This window comes from Paenibacillus vortex V453, from assembly GCF_000193415.1.
Classification (GTDB): domain Bacteria; phylum Bacillota; class Bacilli; order Paenibacillales; family Paenibacillaceae; genus Paenibacillus_AQ; species Paenibacillus_AQ glucanolyticus.
On record NZ_ADHJ01000008.1, the window covers coordinates 38,279 to 59,326 of the forward strand.

A 21,048-nucleotide genomic window follows, 5' to 3' on the forward strand; every position below is an offset into this window, starting at 1 on the left:
TTCAGTATATTCTTATACCTTCTTGGTTCGAGTCGGCTGGGTTTAGAGTATCGTTAACTACAATTAATCAGCTTCTGTATCCATTTGATCGTTATTTCATCTTTGACCTCTAGGCTCCAATCAGTCGGAAAGCACAAATATTGTTCTTCTTCGGGCATTTTAGGCAGCTGAGAATGTACAATAATATCAGCGTTACCGTCATGATTGTAGTATTGAGGAAAGCGGTATTCCTGGCCTTCAAGTGACCGATACACATAAAAACTGAACTCAATATCACCCACTACACAGAACGCATGACCTTGAATCCTAGGATCGCACCAGACATGGGTGCCTTTCAGCTTGCTTAATGAAAGCAGGAAGCCGTTCTTTTGAGCTTCCGTCAAATGAAAGTCGTCCAAATAATACCTGGACGATATTCGATCAAAATTCGTATCGATAATCTGGTAGTTTAGAATAACTTCGGCGCCTTTTTTAAGAACGGTATTAAAATAATCTTTCTGGATTCCGCCCTTATACCTGGATAATCGGCTTTTTACCAAGTAGTCGATATTACTATGGTCTAAATTTCGACCAAACGTTAATAGAAATCGTCTCTTATGCAACTTTACTCTGAACCCCACTTTGGAAGTGAATTATGGTATAAATCAATATTTCCTTTATGATCAGGCCAATCATCTTTTGTATGATAGTGCCACCGAGTATGATTTCTTGATTGGGAAGTAAAGACATCTAGTCTCAAATATTCTGTACCATCTTGACCAAATAAAGAAATAATTTGCTCGCCCTGATTAATCCCGTTCGGTGCGGAAGGTAACTCAGGTCCTTTGTTTCTAGTATAACCATATCTTTCATATTGCGCTTTAATTCCTGGCTCTATTTGAGGCCAAACTTCTCTATCGAAACGATCACCGAGTTGCTGCTGGATTTTCTTTCCCATCTTCTTTTTTACAGCTGCTTTTACTATAGCAGCAACAACCGCCCAAACAATAGGCCAAATCGCCGGTGAAATTTCACTCTGAATACTGGGATCTGACAAGTGACTAATCGTTGAGGTCTGACTATTTGCTATATCTGCAAAAGCAAGTATCAAGGCAAATTCTTTGCTGTACTCGTCGTATTCCTCCATTTTTAATTTTAAATTGTTGTCTGTTTGGATTGCTTCCTCTATGCTTGTAGAATGTTCTTGAATAAATAATAGAAGTTCTTGAATCTCGCTTTCTGATAGTTTTAATTCCTCTTGAGTCTTTTGCAGTTCGCTATGTGCAGGAAGCGCGGATACAGTAATTGCTGCAAATACCGTATTTAATAACATTACCAAAGCCAAAAAAGCGGCTACTTTTTTAATTACTCCCCAAAAACTCAAAAAATCAACCCCTTACTGTTATTTTTTGTAATTAACACGAATAATATATATTAAAATCCTAAAATTTAACAAATGAAAAAAGTTGTGTTTTCTCTAAAAAAATAGTGTGATTATGAATTTATAATAGTAAAAATGGTATATTATAATATTTACAGTTATCTCTTTTACATATGGCGAACTTTTCTACTTCAATTGTCTGCAAATCGAAAAATCAATCGGAACTATAATGATTTTAAAATGCTCAATAAAAGAATCTTCGGCATGCAAAGAAACCTCTCCACTATCGTAATGGAGAGGTTTCTTTGCATGCCGGAAAGCCAGAATCGCTCCGACACGGCCATTGCCTGCGTGATATGTATGTCTTCCTGCATGCCGTCATGATTTTTGCATATGAGTTAAGGTAGAGGTGCATTTGGTTTACCTTACAAAGGGGGCGCATGCATGGACGGAACCGAGTTTTACCGTAAAGTGATCCTGACGGTGTCCGGCAATAAACTCGTGAAGTGGCTGTCGATCAAATACGGAAGGAAATTGGCAGGCCGATTCATTGCCGGCAATACGCTGGATGAGGCCTTGGATGAAATCGAGAGGCTCAATGCGAAGGGCATTCTCGTCACGCTGGATCATCTGGGGGGAGGGCATTACGACGCTGGACGAAGCGGCCGAATACCGCGAGGAATATTTGAAGCTTGTGGAGGGAATCGCACAGCGGGGAGTGCAGTCAAATGTGTCATTGAAACCGACGCAGATGGGCATGGCACTGGACCTTGAGAAGGCTTACGAGAATATCAGGTCGGTGGTGAAAAAGGCGAAAGAGTTTCGCAATTTCGTGCGTCTGGATATGGAGGATTCGCCATATACCCAGGCGACAATCGATATGACGCTGCGGCTCCATAAGGAGGGGCTGCCCAATGTGGGCACCGTGATGCAGGCCTACTTGTTCCGCACGGAGGAAGACGTGCGAAGCCTGATGGAGGCGGGGGTCAATCTGCGCCTGGTAAAGGGGGCATATAAAGAGCCCGGAACCATCGCCTTTCAGCAGAAACGCGAAGTGATCGATAACTATAAAAAATTGATCAAAATGCATTTCGATCAGGGAGCGTACACTGCGATTGCCACGCACGATGACAATATCATCGACTGGGTCAAGGTGTTTGCCGAGCAGAGCCGCATAGAGAAAGAGGATTTCGAATTTCAGATGCTGTACGGGCTGCGAATGAACGATCAGGCTGCGCTTGCAGAGGATGGCTATCGCATCCGTTGTTATATGCCCTACGGGACGATGTGGTACCCGTACTTCACCCGGCGGCTGGCGGAGAAGCCGGCTAACCTCATGATGGTGCTGAAAAATATGTTCAAGTGAGGGGTGTGAACACCGCCCTTACCTTAAAAGAAATAATAAGCTTGCGAGCAATCCATCAGGAAGGACCGCTCCAGCGGGAGGCTGCCTAGGCGTTCGCGAGTTACATGCTGGTGCAGGTTCTTCTCCAGATCGGCTAACGCCGATACGGCGAGCAGCATCCGAGTGGATCCCCATTGCTGCTGCTGCTGAGCATAGCGTATGGCCTCAGTCACGGGCATGCCCCGCAGCCTTGCAAATACAGATGCCCAGCGGACCAGATCTGCGAATTCTCTCGTGCTCGGCAGGGCATATTCCGCATAACCGGCTGCTTCTCCGCAGCTGATTTTGAACAAGCCGCAGTTCCAGCTTCGATCACTCCAGGGGATAAAGCGTTCAGCCGAGCCCCAGTCGAAACGGAACATCTCCATATAGCGGATGGGCTCTTCACATATTGTTGGCGCTGTTTGGATGGCTGTTGCCTGTGCTTCGAATTCGATGAGTTTCGTCATGATCTACGCTCCCTTATAAGATGTTATATGCAAGACAAAAAGGCCTGGTGAGCAGAGAAACCCCGCTCTCCAGGCCTTTTTCCGGTTAGCAGCCGATGAAGCGGCCGCTTTAGCTTGGCTGGATCGTGTTCTCTCTAAATACGCCTACGAGGTTAGCTGTCGGATTCGGGCTTGAGAGCGCCCTACCACAATGCCTGGTCAGGCATCGCGGATTCACCCCATTCACCAACAGAAGTCCTATCGGTGATATTGGTTCCCCCGTCTCCCGATCTGTCGGGAGCTCAGCGTATAACGTGTGTTTCGAATAGATGGATGAATCATACGCCGGAGGCAGCCAAAAGTAAATGACCGTATTTGACGCATACATTCCGAAAATCGATGAAATCCGTAAAAGAAAACGTGTACATTTGGTATTGTCATCTATTATCATGGCAAAATCTCAGTATCTCGATGGATTGCGATAAATTCGAGAAAACAAGAGAAATACATAGTATAAAGCAGTATTCGAGAGATAATGAAGACATACTGGTTAGATCTTGTTCCACATTCAGCCACACGTGTTTCTGAGCTCATTTACATCCCGCACGGCCGGACGTATGATACGAACTATGAATTGACGGATGATTCCAAGAGCAGGGCACAGCGGCAGCCGGTCGATAAGATTCATAAGGATACAAGGCAGTGTGAGAGCTGCGGTGCTCCTTTATGAATGAGAACCTCGGCGAAGGCACCATGGGTCTTCCAGAGGCTCAGGGTCAAGCGACTCTCACGGCTTGACTCTGACGGCTGTACAGTTCTGCCAGGCTTGGAATATAAGTCAATAGCTAATTGAATAACATGCTACTCGTTTTCAATTTTCGCTGAGTCCTTGAATGGAAAAGGAACGGGGGAACCAGTCGGGAGATGAACTTGATCTCTCAGGGGTGAATCCCATAGACAAGATAACGGTCTATGGGTAGGGCGACTCTCACGCCCGAATCCGTCAGCTAACCTCGTAAGCGTATCGAGAGAGGCAACGATTGTCGTGGACTTTAGCCACGGTGTATTTCACCGTGGATGAATAAGAAGCCTGCGGGAAGAGTTCTTCTCCTCCCGCAGGCTTCTTTTTGTTGCCTTCTCTTTCTGAAACTTAGGAGGAGAAACACATGGAGAAACCGCAGGATTTCATCTTGGTATCCGCCCCGAATAAGGCCGGGGAGGAATTTATCCGCCAGCTGATGTACAAACATATTTCGTTTGCAGCTATAGCCAACAATCGGGCCGAGCAGGAGAGGATGATGGAACTGGGCTGCAAAGACATTATTCTGATTGATACCAGAGACGAGTCAACCTGGATCATTCCCGAGTTTCCCGTCAGCAAGGTGTTTCTGTTCGAAAGCAGCTTGAATCTGTGCTGCCGCTATTTGCGGATTTGCCGGACATGGACAACAAAGTCGATTTACGTCATTACCCACTCCAGCAATCCGCGGTTGATATATAAGGGACTGGGCGCCGATGTGGTGCTTCATACGAACCATCATCAGGTATCTTTCCTGATTTCGTCCATTGTCAGCTAGTTGCAGATTTAATGCCAAATACGGTTCGTGGAGGATTGGATTATGCAGGATTTTTATATGGTGCTCATATTAGGAGGGACCTACGGACTGTTCATGCTGTTTATGTCCTGGTGTGGACGCGTGGTTTCAGAACCGGAGGCTGATCAGCCGTGATCATATTATTGGTATGTACGCTCTTTATTTTTCTGTATTTGATTTATGCGCTGGTTCACCCTGAAAAATTCTAGGGGAACCGCTGAAGGAGGAAGGCACTCGTCATGGGCATTATACAAATTGCCATCGTTATTCTGGTTCTGGTGCTGCTGGTTAAGCCGCTCGGAACCTATCTATATCAGGTATTTCGCAATGAAGATAACCGAACCGATAAATGGTTCTCCTGGGCAGAGAAGCCGATATTTGCACTGATTGGCTTGAAAGACCGCAAGGGGATGACCTGGAAAGGGTATGCTCTCAGCTTTGTCATTACGAATATCATACTGGTAGCTTCAGGCTACCTGATTCTGCGGCTGCAAAAGGTACTGCCGTTCAACCCGAACGGAATCGATAATATGGAATCAACCTTGTCATTCAATACGATCATCAGCTTTATGACCAATACGAATCTGCAGCATTACAGCGGAGAGTCGGGGCTATCCTATTTTGCGCAGATGGCTGTCATTACGATGATGATGTTTACATCGGCGGCGACCGGGCTGTGCGTGGCCATCGCTTTTATCCGGGCAGTGACCAGTAAGGGGACAACCGTCGGCAACTTCTTCGAGGACTTTGTGAAGGCTCATATCCGGGTATTCATTCCGGCGGCCTTCATCATTGCAATGGTGCTGGTCGCCCTGCAGGTGCCTCAGACCCTGAAGCCTGCGCTCAGCGTGACCACGATGGAAGGAAGCGAGCAGCAAATTGCGGTAGGTCCGGTGGCTGCTCTTGAATCGATCAAGCATCTGGGCACCAACGGCGGCGGATATATGGGGGTCAATTCGTCCCATCCGTTTGAGAATCCGTCCCCTCTGACCAATGTGATTGAGATCCTGTGCATGTGGAGCCTCGGTGCTGCGCTTCCGTATACATTTGGTTTGTTTGCCAAGAGCCGCAAGCAGGGCTGGATTATATTCTCTGTGATGATGACCTTGTTCATCGGCTTCTTGTCTCTGAACTATGCCGCTGAATCAAACGGCAATCCGGCACTGAACCGACTGGGGATTGATGCATCTCAAGGCAGCATGGAAGGTAAGGAAGTCCGGTTCGGGATCGCCCAGTCCTCGCTGTTTACTACAGTGACGACGGCGGCTACGACCGGTTCAGTTAACAACATGCATGATACACTCACGCCGCTTGGCGGAATTACGCCGCTGTCCCTGATGATGCTGAACTCTGTTTTTGGCGGAAAAGGCGTCGGACTGATGAATATGCTCATGTATGCGATACTGGCTGTGTTCCTGGCCGGGCTTATGGTTGGGCGAACGCCTGAATTTCTGGGCAGAAAAATAGAAGCGCGGGAAATGAAGCTGATCGCCATCGTCATTCTGGTGCACCCATTTATCATTTTGGCTCCGACGGCGCTTGCCCTGATGACGGATGCCGGGCAGGCGGGCATTACCAATGCCGGCTTCCATGGCATCTCACAGGTGTTGTACGAATACACGTCATCCGCAGCCAATAACGGTTCCGGGTTTGAAGGACTTGCAGATAACACGCCGTTCTGGAACATCACAACCGGGCTCGTCATGCTGTTCGGCCGTTATATCTCGATGATCGCTCTGCTGGCGGTCGGCGGTTCACTGATGCGGAAGCAATGGGTACCGGAGACACTCGGGACGTTCCGAACAGACAATAAGCTGTTTGCCGGCATTCTCCTCGCGGTGGTTCTGATCATCGGCGCATTGACTTTCCTGCCTGTGCTGGTGCTCGGCCCGATTGCTGAGCATCTGACGATCCGTTAATTAGAAAAGGTGGCCTATTACCATGAATAATACGAGAACCAAAGTGATGTCCAAAGAAATGGTCAATCAAGCGCTGAAGGACAGCTTCATCAAGCTGAATCCAGCTTTCATGATGAGAAATCCCGTGATGTTTGTTGTGGAGGCCGGAACCTTGGTGGTTCTGCTCATGACACTGTTTCCATCCTATTTCGGTACAGAAGGCAGTACCGGATTCAATCTGACGGTGTTTGTGATTCTGCTGTTTACGCTGCTGTTCGCGAACTTTGCCGAGGCCCTTGCCGAGGGCAGGGGTAAAGCTCAGGCCGATTCTCTTAAGCAATCCAAGAAAGCAATGACCGCCCATAAAGTGATGGAAGGCGGAGGGGTTCAGTCCGTGCCGTCTACCGATCTTCGCAAAGGGGATATCGTGGTGGTTACGCAGGGCGAGATGATCCCTGGTGACGGAGAGGTCATCGCCGGTCTGGCATCTGTCGACGAATCTGCCATTACGGGAGAATCCGCGCCGGTGATCAAAGAAGCAGGCGGCGATTTCAGCTCGGTCACCGGGGGAACCCGGGTGGTCAGCGATACAATCAAAATTCGGATTACCAGCGATCCCGGCGAATCGTTTATTGACCGAATGATCTCACTGGTTGAAGGAGCTTCGCGGCAGAAGACGCCGAATGAAATAGCGCTGAACACACTGCTGATTGTGTTGACCCTGATCTTCCTGATCGTTGTGGTTACACTCGCTCCGATTGCCAAGTATCTTGGCATCGAGCTGTCTGTCCCGGTATTGATCTCGCTGCTGGTATGTTTGATTCCGACCACGATTGGCGGGCTGCTGTCGGCCATCGGGATTGCAGGCATGGACCGGGTGACCCAGTTCAATGTGTTGGCGATGTCGGGTAAAGCGGTGGAAGCGGCCGGAGATATTAATACAATGATCCTGGATAAGACCGGAACCATTACGTTTGGCAACCGGATGGCAAGTCAACTGATCCCGGCCCGTGGCGAAACGCTGGCATCGGTTGCCCAGTGGGCAGCGGTCAGCTCGCTGCTGGACGAAACGCCGGAAGGCCGCTCCGTTCTGGAGCTGTTGAAGAAGGAAGGCCTTGAGGTGGATGAGAGTATGACGGCGGGAGCCGAATTCATCGAATTTAAGGCAGAGACCCGAATGAGCGGCATGGACCTGAAGGATGGCCGAAAAGTTCGCAAGGGTGCAGTGGATGCCGTCAAGGCTTGGGTGCTGTCTCAAGGAGGCTCCATACCTCCGGACTTGACGCCAAACAGTGATGCAATTGCTACGGAGGGAGGAACCCCGCTGGCTGTGGCTGTGGATCACCGCATCTATGGATTGATCTACCTGAAGGACACTGTGAAACCGGGAATGAAGGAACGGTTTGAACAGCTGCGCCGGATGGGCATTAAGACCATTATGTGTACAGGCGATAATCCGCTGACTGCAGCGACGATTGCCCGCGAAGCGGGAGTGGATGATTTCATCGCAGAGAGCAAGCCGGAGGATAAGATCGCCGTCATTCGAAAAGAACAGGCCGAAGGCAAGCTGGTGGCCATGACCGGTGACGGAACGAACGATGCGCCGGCCCTTGCACAGGCCGATGTCGGGCTTGCGATGAACAGCGGTACCACCGCCGCGAAGGAGGCGGCCAATATGGTGGATCTGGATTCAGATCCATCCAAGATTATCGAGGTCGTTGCCATCGGGAAGCAATTGCTGATGACAAGAGGCGCGCTGACCACGTTCAGCGTTGCGAACGATGTCGCCAAATATTTTGCCATCATTCCCGCCATGTTTGCAGCTGCTATTCCAAGCATGAACGTATTGAATGTCATGGGACTCGGTTCCCCTATGTCGGCCATCCTGTCCGCGCTGATCTTCAATGCGATCATTATTCCGCTGCTCATTCCGCTTGCAATGAAGGGTGTCGCCTATAAGCCGATGAGCTCATCGAAGCTGCTGCAGCGTAATGTACTTGTCTATGGATTAGGCGGCGTGATCGTGCCGTTCATCGGGATTAAGCTGATTGACATGATTGTCCACCTATGGATTTAGGCGTGTTGGTTAAACCGGGTATATAGAGATAAACCAAAGGTTGATTATACAAGGTAGATATGAAAGAAAGGGTCGAAGAATAATGAATAATCCTGTGCAAACATCGTCAACGTCCACGCCTCATGCTGAGGCGGGCAACGCTCGCGTCTCCGTAGGCATTGCGCTTAGAGCAAGTCTTGTATTCATTGTGCTGTGCGGAGTTCTGTATCCTCTGGTAACTACAGGTGCAGCGCAGCTGCTGATGCCGAAGCAAGCCGGCGGCAGCCTGATTACGGATGAGAGCGGAAAGGTGGTAGGCTCGGAACTGATCGGCCAGAACTTTACGGACCCGCAATTTTTCCATGGGAGGGTGTCCAGCATCGAATACAACGCAGCCGGCTCAGGCAGCAATAACTATGCACCTTCCAATCCCGAGATGATCGATCGAACAAAGGCGTCGATTGAGGCATGGAAGGAGAATAATCCGGACGTTCCGGTAAGCGAGCTCCCGATGGACCTGGTAACGAATTCCGGCTCTGGACTGGATCCTCACATTTCGCCGCAAGCAGCGGATATTCAAATTCCACGGATCAGCAAGCTGACCGAAATTCCGGAAGCAGAGCTTCAGCAGCTGGTGGAGAAGCATACGGAAGGACGGGATTTAGGTGTATTCGGTGAACCGCGCGTGAATGTGTTGAAGCTGAACTTGGCTCTCAGAGAGCTTCTTAGCTGACGATGGATCACTTTCGGAGAAAATCGCCGGAGGAAATTTTAAGGTCCATCTCGAAGCTCCACCAGGGGCGGCTCAAAGTGTATATCGGGGCCGTGAGCGGCTCGGGAAAAACCTATCATATGCTTCGCGAGGGGCAGACCTTGAGACAGCAAGGCATTGATGTTGTCATCTGTGCCGTATCCACAATGCAGCGTCCGGAGACGGTGGAGCAGGCACAGGATCTGGAACGGGTGCCGAGCATTCATTGGGTTCAGGACGGCATAGAGAAGAAGGATCTCGATCTGGATCTGCTGCTGAAGCGCAATCCGGAGGTCGTGCTTGTGGATGGCCTTGCCCACCGGAACCGGAGAGGGGCAAGGCATGCCACACGGCTGGAGGACATAAAGTTCCTGTTAAGCCGGGGGATCAGTGTCATCACAACGGTGAATGTGTATGAGCTTGAGGATGTGCATGGCATTGCCACCAAGCTGACGGGCATCAAGGCCAGTTATACGGTGCCCGCCGATACCCTTGAGACCGCCGATGAGGTGGTGCTCATTGATGTAACACCTGAAACGATGCTGGATCGGGCACAGGAAGGCCTGCTTGCGGGGGGAGGCATATGGAAGCAGGGCAATCTGGCCGTGCTTCGGGAGCTTACCCTCCGTCTTGTTGCAGAGGGCGTGAACAACTCGCTTGCGCGGTACCGCAAGGAACAGGGACTCATCGGCCCATCGGGGGCCGATGAGCGGATACTGGTGTCCACACAGTACCATTGGAACGGGTCCATCTATATGCGCCGCGGTCAGCAGATTGCGAAGAGACTGAACGGCGAACTGTTGGCGGTAACGTTTGTGAATCAGAAGCAGGAGCTTACGAAGGAACAGGCGGCTTTTAAGCGCTCCATGCTGAAGCTTGCGGAACGGATTGGCGCCAAGCTGGAAGAACTGCCCCTTCATTCGCGAAGGGAGCTGCCAGGTGAACTCGTTCAATATGCACTTGAGCATCATGTCACCCGTATTGTGCTGGGTCACTCGAAGCAGACCCCCTGGCAGGAGCTGCGGCAGGGATCGATGATTCAGGAGCTGCTTAAGAAAACGCGCGGGATTGATATTTTTATCGTAGCGGACCGGGCAGCGCATGACGGAGAACGAATCATCCCGGCTCAGATTCATCCACCGCAGCGTTCGTCCGAATCGTTTCATCGCTTGAATGAACAGGAGCTGGATCAGAAGATCGAGCAGGTCAAGCGTGGGCGGTTCAAAGTCTATATCGGTGCAGCCCCGGGTGTAGGCAAGACGTATACGATGCTGCGGGAGGGCAATGATCTGCTGAAAAAGGGACTGACGGTTCTTACCGGACTGCTGGAAACGCACGGGCGGAAGGATACGCTTTTACAGGTCGGCGAACTGGAAGTTCTTCCACGAAGAGTGATGGATTACCGGGGCTCATGCCTTGAAGAGATGGATACCGATGAGATCATCCGCCAAAGGCCCGATGTGGTTTTGGTGGATGAACTGGCGCATACAAACGTTCCCGGAAGCAAGCACAGGAAGCGATATGAGGATGTGCTGGATATACTGTCGGCTGGCATCTCTGTTATTACGACCGTGAATTGTGCAGCATCTGGAGAGCTTGAATGACGCGGTGGAGCAAATTACCGGTGTACGTGTCCGCGAGACGGTGCCGGACCATATTCTGCAATTGGCGGACGAGGTTCAGCTCATCGATGTCACGCCGGAGTCGCTGCAGCAGCGGATGAAGGATGGCAAAATCTATGCGCCGGAGAAGATCCACCAGGCGCTCAGCCATTTTTTCAAGACGGGAAATCTGATTGCTCTAAGGGAACTGGCCCTGAGGGAAATTGCAGATGATGTGGATGAGAGGCTGGAGTCATGGCAGCGAAGCAGCTCGCTTCGGGGACCGTGGCGGCGCGAGGAGGTTATCTATGTTATGGTTGGCAGCGGACCTCAGGGGGAGCGGCTCATCCGCCGCGGCTTCCGGATTGCCCATCGGCTGAAGGCGGCCTGGTATGTGACGCTCCTTCAGGAGGGGCGTGCGCATCCATCCCGTGCTGACTCCAAACGCTTAACGGCTCTTCAAACGCTGACAGAACGACTTGGAGGAACATTCTGCGTGCTGCCTGTAAGAAGAGGGAAGGCGCGTGAAGTTGCATCCCAATGGGTCGCGGCGGCTGATGAGGCGAAGGCTACCCAATTGATCATCGGTCAGCCGAAGATCACGGGATGGAGGCTGTACGACGAGCGGAAATCGATCCGAAGCCTGCTGAGATATGCAAGGCATATGGATGTGCTGGTGGTTGCCGATTATGATCCGTGCACGAACGAGCCCAAACCGTCAGGGAATTAATCGCTTATGAAAAACATAAACGCCAAAACGCCCACAAACCTGTAAGCAACAGGAATGCGGGCGTTATTGACGTCTCCCTACGGGGAGATTTATAGGGCGCGCGTGCCAGGGCTATTCTCCTGACAATGTGTGATCGCCGGTCAAATATTTCTCGGTCAGTATGGAGAGCAGGCGAATGCCAACCTCATTCTCTCCACCTTCCGGAATGATCAGGTCGGCGTATTTCTTCGAGGGTTCGATAAACGCCTCGTGCATAGGCTTGACCGTTGTCAGATATTGATTGTGAATCGACTGGATGGTCCGGCCGCGGTCCTCAATATCACGAACGACCCGGCGAAGCAGGCGCACATCGGGATCGGTATCCACAAACACCTTAATGTGAAGCAGCTTGCGCAGATTCTCGTCGGACAGCACATGAAGTCCTTCAATGATAACGATGTTGTTTGGCTTGAGCTCAAGGGTCTGATCCGTGAAGCGGGCATGTGCAGTAAAATCATAGACCGGTGCATAAGCGGGCTCCCCTCCCTTCAAGATGCCGAGATGCTCGATAAGCAGCTCGTTGTCGAAGGCGAACGGGTGATCATAGTTGATCGCTTCGCGTTCCGCAAAGCTGAGCTCTTTATGATCCTTGTAATAGTTATCTTGCGAAATGAAAGTCACTTTATCTGAACCAAGACGGTCAATGACAGAGCGGGCAACCGTCGTTTTGCCCGATCCGGTGCCGCCGGCAATACCAATTATGAGCATGGCGAATCCATAACCCTCCCTAGAGTTTGCAATTTTAATATTGTAGCACAGCATGCGCTTTTTTTCACTATGGGGATATAGAGCAAAAGCTGGGATTTTCCGAATTTTTTATTCCTGGCATGGCATGGTGAACCCAACGGGTATGAATTATCATAGAGAGATGAGTTGCAATTGAATTTTGTGGAGGGGTTATCATGCACAATGCCGCCGTTTATCCATGCAAGCCGGCTTCATTCACCCGGCAGGGAGAGGAACGGGAACAGATCGATTGGAGTCGCTATGAAGCGGTTGTTCTCCACGATACGGTGACCGGGCATGCCGTGAAAGAAGCAACCGAGGTCCGTGCCTGCTGGAGTCCTGAATATTTTCATGTGCAATTTGTTTGTCAGGATTCATACATGGTATCCGAGTATCTTCACAGGGATGAGCCGCTATATGAACAGGATGTTGTGGAATTGTTCGTGGATGATGCCGGGAGTGGAAAGGAATACATAGAGCTTGAGGTTAGCCCGAACAATGTTGTATTTGATGCCCTTATCCGCAACGACGGCGGGAAGTCGATTACGACCAGCGATATCAAGTGGGATCTAACCGGTCTTGTGACCTCGGTCGATCATGACGAGCAGGGGAATTGGGTTTGTGAGATTACAATCCCTGCCGTGAACTTCGGTAATCCTCCACAGAGGGGGCGGAGCTGGAATGTGAATTTTTACCGGATCGACGAAGACCCTCAAGGCATCCGGGAATATCAGGCATGGAGTCCAACTGGAGAGGTGAATTATCATATTCCTGCCCGGTTCGGGAAGCTGGAGTTTGTTGATGATCTATAGCATGAGGCTGTAACTCAAAAAGCCGCAATCGCAGAATTACGTGCGATTGCGGCTTTTCATATGTTTGCCGATTTTTGGATGGACAGGCTTACTTAAACCGGTAGGCCCGAGGCTCGGTAAACCAGAAGCTGCCGTCCTGGGAGAAGTCCCGGTATGGACTTGGTGACACCTGGTCGACCAGCTTCAAATCCTCCTCGGTCAGCTGCACCTTCAGCGCACCGAGGTTATCTGCAAGCTGCTGCTCGTTACGGATACCGACAACAGGAACAATGTTGCGCTGCAGAAGCCATGCCAGTGCAAACTGTCCCAGCGTGACTCCCTTCTCCTCCGCCCGCTGGGCAAGCAGCTCGACCTTCTCTAACTTGGCGCGGTTATCAGGTGAATCCATGTCCATGCGCTCACCGCGCGAGTTGTCCGGGAGCGGCTGCCCGGCCCGGTATTTACCGGAGAGCCAGCCGCCATCCAGCGGGGAATAGGCCAGTGTAGCCAACCCGTGACGCTGTGAAGCCGGCAGGATTTCCTGCTCGATGTAGCGGTTGAAGATGCTGTACGAAGGCTGATTGGTGACAAAACGCTCCAGGTTCATTTTTTCGCTGGTCCATAGGGATTCAACGATTCGCCAAGCCTCGAAATTCGAGCAGCCGATATATCTTACCTTCCCTTGGGTAACCAGATCATCGAGCGCACGTAGCGTCTCGTCCAGCGGGGTATGCGGATCGGGCCGATGTACTTGGTACAGGTCAATATAGTCCGTATTCAGCCGCTTCAGGCTTGCCTCAACCTGTTTCATGATACGGTAGCGGCTTGCGCCTTCTCCGTTCGGTCCTTCGGCGGTCCGTACCTTGAATTTGGTCGCGATGATAACATCGTCTCTGCGTCCTTGAATGGCTTTGCCTATAATTTCTTCACTCGTACCTTTGCCATAGGTATCCGCAGTATCGATAAAATTAATGCCGGAATCCAGCACACGGTCGATGATGCCAAGCGAGGTTTTCTCGTCCAAATCCCAGTCTCCGTAAGTCATGGTTCCCAGGCAAAAGCGGGATACCTCAAGTCCGGTTCTTCCCAAATAGACATATTCCATCCCATACCCTCCTCAATCCCATAGTACGATAGAAATCTGCTTCCATTATCGACCTTTTATGCAGAGATGACAAGCCGGTATACAGGTGAAGGAATACCTCTGAATGCTTATAGCTTATGACGCTTTCGTAAAAAAAACGCATGGTTGAGCTTCTGCACAATCACCATGGTGTCATGCTGGCAGGTCGCAGGGCTAACCGCCCATCCGCCCATCGCACAGCGCGAAAAGAGGCCCACCTCAAGGGATTGAGAGTGCCTCGGTATGTGCTGTGGCATGGTGTTCTGGCTGAGGAGCAGCCGTACAGTTGGATGGAAGTTAATGACATAAGATCAGCATAAAAAGTTATTGCGCTGCTGTCACCGTAATGTCGCCGTGCTTGTCTTGCTTGGCTTGTAGATGCAAAATATCCGTCAGGAAGGCCAGCGGAACATACACATGGCCGCCTTTCATTTCAGGAGCCGAGCCGAGCGGGCGCGGGGCCATTTTGCCAACAGAGTAAGCATCCTTGTTCAGAGTCACCGCACTCCAGACGGCTCCCTTGGAAATCTCGGCGGTTTTGCTCTTGCCGTTCCACTTGACGTCGAAGTGCAGCTGGCGCAGCACTTGAGCTGCCGGAACCATGATTTTGCCGTTGTTATCCTTATAATAAACGCCTGGTTTCATCACAGCTGCAGCTGCTTGTTCCTCCGTTGCTTGACCTTGACCAAGCAGCTTCACGGCAAATTCGGGCATGCCTGCAGCCCCGGGTGCGATGCTGTATTTCTGGAACACGATATAGGCGGTTCCACCTGAAACATAGAAGGCTTGCCCGGCATCGATGCCCTGGAACCCGTCCTCATGCTGGAAGTAATTCTCTTGATCTGCCGCAATTGCTGTTTTGACCGCTTGATCCACAATGGCTTTGTAATCCCTTCCGAACAGGTCTTCCAGCGTCACACGCTGTGCTTCGGCTTCGTTTCGGAAGTTGTACGTATCCACGCGGGGGTCACCATTGTTCATTCCCATGCCTGCTGTAATGACTTTGAGGGAGAACAAGTCGCCATCCGTGCCATCCGAAGTCAGCTCATAGGTGATCGTCAGCTGATAAGGGCGCATGGTATAGCCGTTCTTCTGAGCACTGGCGGCTGTTTCTGCCGCTTCCTTCTCCCATTTGGCCATATCCTTGGAAGCGTGGGATTCGATGATGTCGTTCAGCTCGCTCCTGATATTTGGTGTCGGCCAGACCCTGAAATACAGGGATTTTGATGTCGGTTGCCAGCCACTTTTCCTTGGATTGCAGCGTTTTGGATGTCACGAGTGGTGGGGTTATGGCCGGCGTTTCTGCTTGATCCGTACTCGCTGCAGTCCGGGTTTCGGCATGGACGTGGCTGGACGACAGCCCTGAAGCGGATATCATGAGAATGCCTGCTAATCCGGCAGCCGCCAAGGTTCTGGTCAACGGGGTCGTTGTATGTTTCATTGTTTTCATCGTTATTACCTCCAGTTTTATAATGGATATCTACCATGTGTGATCTACCGGATGTACTCGTTGCTGACAAGCTCGGCTGCGATGGCTTCCGTTGGAATCGTAAATTCCACAACGCCCATATAGCCGGGTGCGACATCGTATTCATTGAAGCTGATGACCAGTTTTCCGTCCTGATTAATGTAGAAGTTTTGGTCTTTAGCGATGGACTGGAAAATATCCTCCGGTATTTCAGGCTCCACGCCCGGCTGCTCTACCCAGTAGACGATATCCGGGTTATCCTGCATCTGCTGGCGCATCTGTTCCTTGATATTGTCGCTGATGGTTTGGATATAACGATCATCCTTGAACAGGCTTGGCAGCGTGATCACCATCTGATTGATTTTGTCGATCGTATCGTATTGTCTGGACTCGGCCGAACTGCCGGCCGTTTCGACGACATAGCGCGAAAGGATCAACAGCTGTTCATTGTCAGTGATAACCTCATAGCCGCTGTCGAGTCCCAGATGCGCGCCGCCTTCCTTATGAAGCTGGGCCACTTCGTCTTTGAAGTTGTCATACAGCTTTTTGTTCTCTTCCAGGTATTTGTTATTCAACGTTTGCTCCAGCTCCGCATTACCCAGATTGGTTATGCCCGGCGTTTCCATATGCAGGTTCGTCTGGTCATCCTGCTCGGTATATTCCCTTATGGTGATGACCTTGATGATATTGCCTAGAACCGGCACATCCGACATGGCTTGGGCGAGGACTGGGCTGGTGTTCACACCGGCAAACAGCAGAATGCATGCTGCCGCCGCGCTGGCGAGCCAGGGCAGGGTTTTATTTTTTTTTCGCCTGGCTGCAATGGTCCTGTTAACCAGCGAGCTCAATTCATCAGGAATAGGAGTGCTCTCGTACTGTTCTTTCATCCTATTCAGCTTGTCATGCATTATTGTTTTTCCTCCTCTTGATCTTCCTCACTTAAATTCACGCGCAGCTTCTGCAGTCCTTGGTATAACCGTGTTTTCACCGTGCTGACATTCTCATGAAGCACTTCGGCGATTTCTTCGATTTTCATATCTTCAAAATACCGGAGAATGATCACGACCCGATATTTGTCGGGAAGTTCCTCCAAGGACTGGGCCAGATCCAGATTGGGATAATGATCATGGCTGCTGGGTAATACAAACTCCAGGTTCTCGTCGTCCATGACGCGGACTTTTTTCTGTTTTCTTATGAGATCCAGGGAGGTTGTTACAATAATCCGGAAAAACCAGCTTTTTAATGAACCCGTTTGCTTCAGTTTTTCTATGGATAAAAATGCTTTGTGGATGGCGTCCTGAACGATATCGAGGGCATCCTCTTTGTTTCTAACGTAGCTGTATGCCAGTCGATAGGCGCTATCCTGATTTTCGGTTATGCACTGTAAAAGAAGCTTCTCCAGCTTCCGTCCGCCTCTCATGTAAATATGACACTCCTTTGGGCCCGCGCGGGTAACCATCAATTGCAATTGACTTACGGATGCATGACGTGCAAGTCCTTCAAAAAGTTTGATTTTCCATAAAAAATTTAAAAACAGCGTCTGCCTCATTATTCAGCGAACCCTTCAGCGGTCGCAACAAGAAAAAGACCCCAGTTTCACTGGGGCCTCAGAGTTTCGCGAAACTCCCTGTTTTCTGCAGGGAGTTTAAGATGAGATTGAATAACCCCAATACGGGGGTCTTCGGTTTTTGCTGTTATTCATGCTCATATTTTCTGATAACAATCGCCGAGTTGTGTCCACCGAAGCCGAAGGAGTTGGACATGCCGATCCGAAGCGCAGCTGATCTCGCCTCGTTAGGCACATAATCCAGATCGCATCCGGGATCGGCTGCATCCAGATTGATGGTTGGCGGTATGACGTCTTCCTGCAACGATTTCACGAGGGCGATCGCCTCGACGCCACCCGATGCGCCCAGCATATGTCCGGTCATCGATTTGTTGGCGGTCACGGGGATGCGGTAGGCAGCTTCACCGAATACAGACTTGATTGCAGCCGTCTCGGACCGGTCGCCAATCACTGTGCTTGTGGCATGGGCACTGATGACATCGATATCGGAAGGGGAGAGGTTCGCTTCCGTCAGTGCCAGCTTCATCGCCCGGGCTGCACCGTTGCCGTCTTCCGGGGTTGCCACCATATGGTAGGCATCCGAGCCGGCCCCATACCCGATTACTTCACCCAAAATGCCGGCCCCTCTGCGCAGGGCATGGGAGAGCGACTCCGAGCACGAGGATACCGGCCCCTTCCGCCATCACGAATCCGTCCCGGGCCGCATCAAACGGCCGGCTGGCTCGGCCGGGATCATCATTGCGGGTGGAGAGGGCGGTTGCATTCGAGAAGCTGGCCAGCGAGATATCGGTCACGGCCGCTTCGGAGCCTCCCGCGATAATGATATCGGACCGTCCCGCCTGGATATTAAAGAAAGCTTCCCCAATCGCCGTATTGCCGATCGAGCACGCTGTAACCGGAGCCAGCGTAGAGCCCAGCGCACCGTATTTAATACTGATGAGGGCAGCCGCCATATTGGGAATCATCATCGGCACCAGAGTAGGACTGACTCGCTCAGGTCCTCGTGAAGCCAGCGTTTCACTCTGATTCATCAAGGTTTGGATACCGCCGATGCCGGAGCCGACGTATACCCCCATGCGCTCCCGGTTGATCTGGTCAAGATCAAGTCCGGCGTTATGCAAGGCCTGATCTGCCGCAGCCAGTGCAAACTGGCAGAAAGCGGTCCATACGCCGTGCTTCTTTTACACCGAACAGCGAGTTTGAATCAAACTCCTTTACGACACCTGCTATTTTTACTTTTTGCCTCGATGTGTCAAATGCATCTATATGTGTAATACCGGATTCTCCCCGAACAAGCCGGGACCAGAACGTCTCAACATCATTTCCCAGCGGTGAGATGACACCCATGCCGGTAATAACGACTCTTTCCATGGAATAACAGCCTCCTTTAAGACTTTACTAACGGCAAGCCTTTATAACTTGTCAATCTTAAGGTTATAATGTCACGTAGAGTATCCTATTACAAGATACCGTTTATCCTAGTATAAATACTGCTATCCTGAGTTGGATGAAGGAGGCGTACCCTATGAATTCCCAAGTCAGGCTTCAAGCCTTGTCGGCTTTTCTGAAAGGTCAGCGTGCCAAAATCTCCCCCGAGTCCGTTGGATTGCCCTCCGGCACCCGAAGGAGAACACCGGGCCTGCGCCGGGAGGAGGTTGCCCAGCTGGCAGGTGTCAGCACGACATGGTATACCTGGCTGGAGCAAGGGCGCGATATTCAGGTATCCTCGTCTGTGCTGGACTGTGTTGCCAGTGCGCTGTTGCTGAATGCTGATGAGCGGAGATACCTGTATTCGCTAGCGTTCGAGAGCGGGGCAGAGCCCTACTCCGTCAAGCAGGAGGCCGTGCATATCAGCCCGTCCCTGCAAAAAATCATCACCGAGCTGAAGTACTGCCCGGTCATGATATCGGATCGCATGTGCAACATCGTGGGCTGGAACCGGGCGGCCGCGTATGTATTCCTTGATTTTGACCGCATTCCTCCCGAGGAGCGGAACATGATCCGGCTGCTCTTCACCCGCAGGGAGTTCCAGCGGCTGGCGGTGAACTGGGAGCAGTTCGCCAGCGGCTTCCTCTCCATGTTCCGAACCTATTACGGGCAGTACGTGGAGGATGAGTGGTATGACCGTTTTCTGGAGGAGATGAAGAAGGGGCACCCGGACTTCAACCGGATGTGGGAGCAGAGCCAAGTCAGCTACGCTCCGGAGGTGCATCTGGAATTCCGGCATGCCAAAGCCGGGAAGATGGTATACGAACTCACGTCGCTGAAGGTGTACGGCAATGATGATCTGCGATGCAGCATCTACACACCCGCGCCGGATACGACCACGGAAGCGAAGCTGCGGCAGCTGATGGAGGAGAAGTGAGCGGAGGGGGTGGTGGTCTGGCTGGCTGGTGATTGTCCAGCGGGGCCATTGTTGGTGTGAGGTTGCTGTGGTAACGCCGGTAACTTCGGTAGCTCCGGTAGCTCTGATAGCTCCGGTAGCTCTGATAGCTCCAGTAGCTCTGATAGCACCAGTAGCTCTGGTAGCACCAGTAGCTCCGGAACCCCCTAACCTCGGTAACTCTGGTGGCTTTGGAAACCCGGGCAACTCGAATAGCTCCGTAACCCCGCACCCCCGTACCCTGGGAATCCTGTAACTCCAGTAACGCCAAGTAACTTTGGTAACGCCAGTAACATCGGTAACTTTGGAAGCTCCGGCAGCTCCAGTAACTCTGGTAGCTCCCAATACTCATTTAACTACGGTAGCTCAGTTACTTCGGTAACCCCAGTAACCCCTGCAACTCCGGTAACTTAGTAACTCAGTAACTCAGTAACTCAGTAACTCCGGAAACCCAGTAACTCCGGAAACCCAGTAACTCCAGTAACTCTGGAAACCATGGTAACCCCGTAACTCCCGGTCTCTGTTTCTCCGGTAACACCTAAGCACTCTGTTACTCTGCTACTCCCGGTACTCTGGCAACTCCACAAACTACCGTGCAACGGACCTCAACGCCGTTATTCTGACAATAACGGCATTATTTTAAACGTAACGGACAGGAGAGACGTTAAAGGGGCCAGTATCTGATGAGTCTACTGTCTTTTACCGTAATTAGCGTATTTCATGTCCGTTAGATTTCAAAATTGCCGAGTTTATGCTAAATAACGTCTGCTCAGTCCGTTAGTTGAGTGCCAACACCCACCAAAAGTCACACGTAAGGCAAAAAAGCTCCGGTATCTCTGATAGCCCCGTTAGCTCAGTAATCCTGGGCTACGGTAACTCCAATAACTCCAGTTTTGTCCAGTAACTCCGGTATCTCTGATAGCTCCGTTAGCTCAGTAATCCCGGGCTGCGGAAACTCCAATAACTCCAATAACCCGTTAGCTCAGTAACCCCAGTAACCCCAGTAACCCCAGTAACCCCAGTAACCCCAGTAACCCCAGTAACCCCAGAACCCCGTAACTCCCAGTCTCTGTAACTCCGGTAACCTAAGCACTCTATTACTCTGCTACTCCCGGTACTCTGGCAAC

At 51.1% G+C, this 21,048-nt stretch carries 17 protein-coding genes, 3 pseudogenes and 2 riboswitches; of the genes and pseudogenes, 10 read left to right on the forward strand and 10 right to left on the reverse strand.

The window, feature by feature from the left end; genetic code table 11:
* Window positions 1-53 precede the first annotated feature (53 nt).
* Both PVOR_RS31320 and PVOR_RS03970 read right to left on the reverse strand, forming a co-directional pair.
* On the reverse strand, window positions 54-383 hold the full coding sequence (locus PVOR_RS31320) for a hypothetical protein (RefSeq protein ID WP_228029893.1): 330 nt from the start codon (window positions 381-383) through the stop codon (window positions 54-56).
* Between the two features lie 221 nt (window positions 384-604).
* On the reverse strand, window positions 605-1,363 hold the full coding sequence (locus PVOR_RS03970; RefSeq protein ID WP_006207793.1) for a YpjP family protein: 759 nt from the start codon (window positions 1,361-1,363) through the stop codon (window positions 605-607).
* A 441-nt stretch (window positions 1,364-1,804) separates the two neighbouring features.
* Here PVOR_RS03970 and PVOR_RS03975 point away from each other — a divergent pair.
* Window positions 1,805-2,726: pseudogene (locus PVOR_RS03975) on the forward strand (proline dehydrogenase family protein).
* 23 nt (window positions 2,727-2,749) lie between these two features.
* Here PVOR_RS03975 and PVOR_RS03980 read toward each other — a convergent pair.
* Entirely contained in the window at window positions 2,750-3,214 is a 465-nt protein-coding gene (locus PVOR_RS03980) for a hypothetical protein (protein WP_006207794.1), read from the reverse strand.
* Between the two features lie 125 nt (window positions 3,215-3,339).
* Window positions 3,340-3,511, reverse strand: a riboswitch (cyclic di-AMP (ydaO/yuaA leader).
* Window positions 3,512-4,062: 551 nt separating this feature from the next.
* Window positions 4,063-4,231, forward strand: a riboswitch (cyclic di-AMP (ydaO/yuaA leader).
* Between the two features lie 128 nt (window positions 4,232-4,359).
* On the opposite strand from PVOR_RS03980, the gene PVOR_RS03985 reads away from it, so the two are divergent.
* From PVOR_RS03985 to PVOR_RS04005, 6 genes and pseudogenes are all read left to right on the forward strand, one after another.
* Window positions 4,360-4,770 (forward strand): hypothetical protein, encoded by a 411-nt coding sequence (locus tag PVOR_RS03985; protein WP_006207795.1) that lies wholly within the window; start codon window positions 4,360-4,362, stop codon window positions 4,768-4,770.
* 149 nt (window positions 4,771-4,919) lie between these two features.
* Window positions 4,920-4,997: a potassium-transporting ATPase subunit F gene (locus tag PVOR_RS32955; RefSeq protein WP_076151255.1), complete on the forward strand. Its 78-nt coding sequence runs from the start codon at window positions 4,920-4,922 to the stop codon at window positions 4,995-4,997.
* Between the two features lie 30 nt (window positions 4,998-5,027).
* The gene (kdpA, locus tag PVOR_RS03990; RefSeq protein WP_006207797.1) at window positions 5,028-6,707 is read left to right on the forward strand and encodes a potassium-transporting ATPase subunit KdpA; all 1,680 of its coding nucleotides are present in this window, start codon (window positions 5,028-5,030) and stop codon (window positions 6,705-6,707) included.
* A gap of 22 nt (window positions 6,708-6,729) precedes the next feature.
* Window positions 6,730-8,763, forward strand: coding sequence for a potassium-transporting ATPase subunit KdpB (gene kdpB / locus PVOR_RS03995; RefSeq protein WP_006207798.1), 2,034 nt, complete (start codon window positions 6,730-6,732; stop codon window positions 8,761-8,763).
* Between the two features lie 82 nt (window positions 8,764-8,845).
* Window positions 8,846-9,475: a potassium-transporting ATPase subunit KdpC gene (gene kdpC, locus PVOR_RS04000; protein ID WP_006207799.1), complete on the forward strand. Its 630-nt coding sequence runs from the start codon at window positions 8,846-8,848 to the stop codon at window positions 9,473-9,475.
* A gap of 2 nt (window positions 9,476-9,477) precedes the next feature.
* Window positions 9,478-11,824: pseudogene (locus tag PVOR_RS04005) on the forward strand (histidine kinase).
* Between the two features lie 111 nt (window positions 11,825-11,935).
* Here the strand turns inward: PVOR_RS04005 and udk are convergent.
* A complete protein-coding gene (gene udk, locus PVOR_RS04010) occupies window positions 11,936-12,571 on the reverse strand; it encodes a uridine kinase (protein ID WP_006207800.1) in 636 nt (211 codons plus the stop codon).
* Window positions 12,572-12,765: 194 nt separating this feature from the next.
* Between udk and PVOR_RS04015 the strand changes: the two genes are divergently transcribed.
* The gene (locus PVOR_RS04015) at window positions 12,766-13,401 is read left to right on the forward strand and encodes a carbohydrate-binding family 9-like protein (protein WP_006207801.1); all 636 of its coding nucleotides are present in this window, start codon (window positions 12,766-12,768) and stop codon (window positions 13,399-13,401) included.
* An 88-nt stretch (window positions 13,402-13,489) separates the two neighbouring features.
* Here PVOR_RS04015 and PVOR_RS04020 read toward each other — a convergent pair whose 3' ends face one another.
* Window positions 13,490-14,485: an aldo/keto reductase gene (locus tag PVOR_RS04020; RefSeq protein WP_006207802.1), complete on the reverse strand. Its 996-nt coding sequence runs from the start codon at window positions 14,483-14,485 to the stop codon at window positions 13,490-13,492.
* A 140-nt stretch (window positions 14,486-14,625) separates the two neighbouring features.
* Here PVOR_RS04020 and PVOR_RS30520 point away from each other — a divergent pair, with 140 nt between their 5' ends.
* Window positions 14,626-14,823, forward strand: coding sequence for a hypothetical protein (locus PVOR_RS30520; protein ID WP_160163974.1), 198 nt, complete (start codon window positions 14,626-14,628; stop codon window positions 14,821-14,823).
* Window positions 14,824-14,827: 4 nt separating this feature from the next.
* Here the strand turns inward: PVOR_RS30520 and PVOR_RS04025 are convergent, their stop codons facing one another.
* The 5 genes and pseudogenes from PVOR_RS04025 to fabF all read right to left on the reverse strand — a co-directional run bounded on the left by PVOR_RS04025 (window position 14,828) and on the right by fabF (window position 18,909).
* Window positions 14,828-15,643: a stalk domain-containing protein gene (locus PVOR_RS04025; RefSeq protein WP_234972772.1), complete on the reverse strand. Its 816-nt coding sequence runs from the start codon at window positions 15,641-15,643 to the stop codon at window positions 14,828-14,830.
* A complete protein-coding gene (locus PVOR_RS31325; RefSeq protein WP_006207804.1) occupies window positions 15,549-15,953 on the reverse strand; it encodes a hypothetical protein in 405 nt (134 codons plus the stop codon). The genes PVOR_RS04025 and PVOR_RS31325 overlap by 95 nt, the downstream gene beginning before the upstream one ends.
* A gap of 44 nt (window positions 15,954-15,997) precedes the next feature.
* Window positions 15,998-16,879: a DUF3298 domain-containing protein gene (locus PVOR_RS04030; protein ID WP_006207806.1), complete on the reverse strand. Its 882-nt coding sequence runs from the start codon at window positions 16,877-16,879 to the stop codon at window positions 15,998-16,000.
* Window positions 16,879-17,391 carry a sigma-70 family RNA polymerase sigma factor gene (locus tag PVOR_RS04035; RefSeq protein ID WP_040680178.1) on the reverse strand — a complete coding sequence of 171 codons (513 nt, stop codon included), beginning with the start codon at window positions 17,389-17,391 and terminating at the stop codon, window positions 16,879-16,881. The genes PVOR_RS04030 and PVOR_RS04035 overlap by 1 nt, the downstream gene beginning before the upstream one ends.
* A 274-nt stretch (window positions 17,392-17,665) precedes the next feature.
* Window positions 17,666-18,909, reverse strand: a pseudogene (gene fabF / locus PVOR_RS04040) (beta-ketoacyl-ACP synthase II).
* A 154-nt stretch (window positions 18,910-19,063) separates the two neighbouring features.
* Between fabF and PVOR_RS04045 the strand changes: the two are divergent.
* Window positions 19,064-19,903 carry a helix-turn-helix transcriptional regulator gene (locus PVOR_RS04045; protein WP_006207808.1) on the forward strand — a complete coding sequence of 280 codons (840 nt, stop codon included), beginning with the start codon at window positions 19,064-19,066 and terminating at the stop codon, window positions 19,901-19,903.
* Window positions 19,904-21,048 lie beyond the last annotated feature (1,145 nt).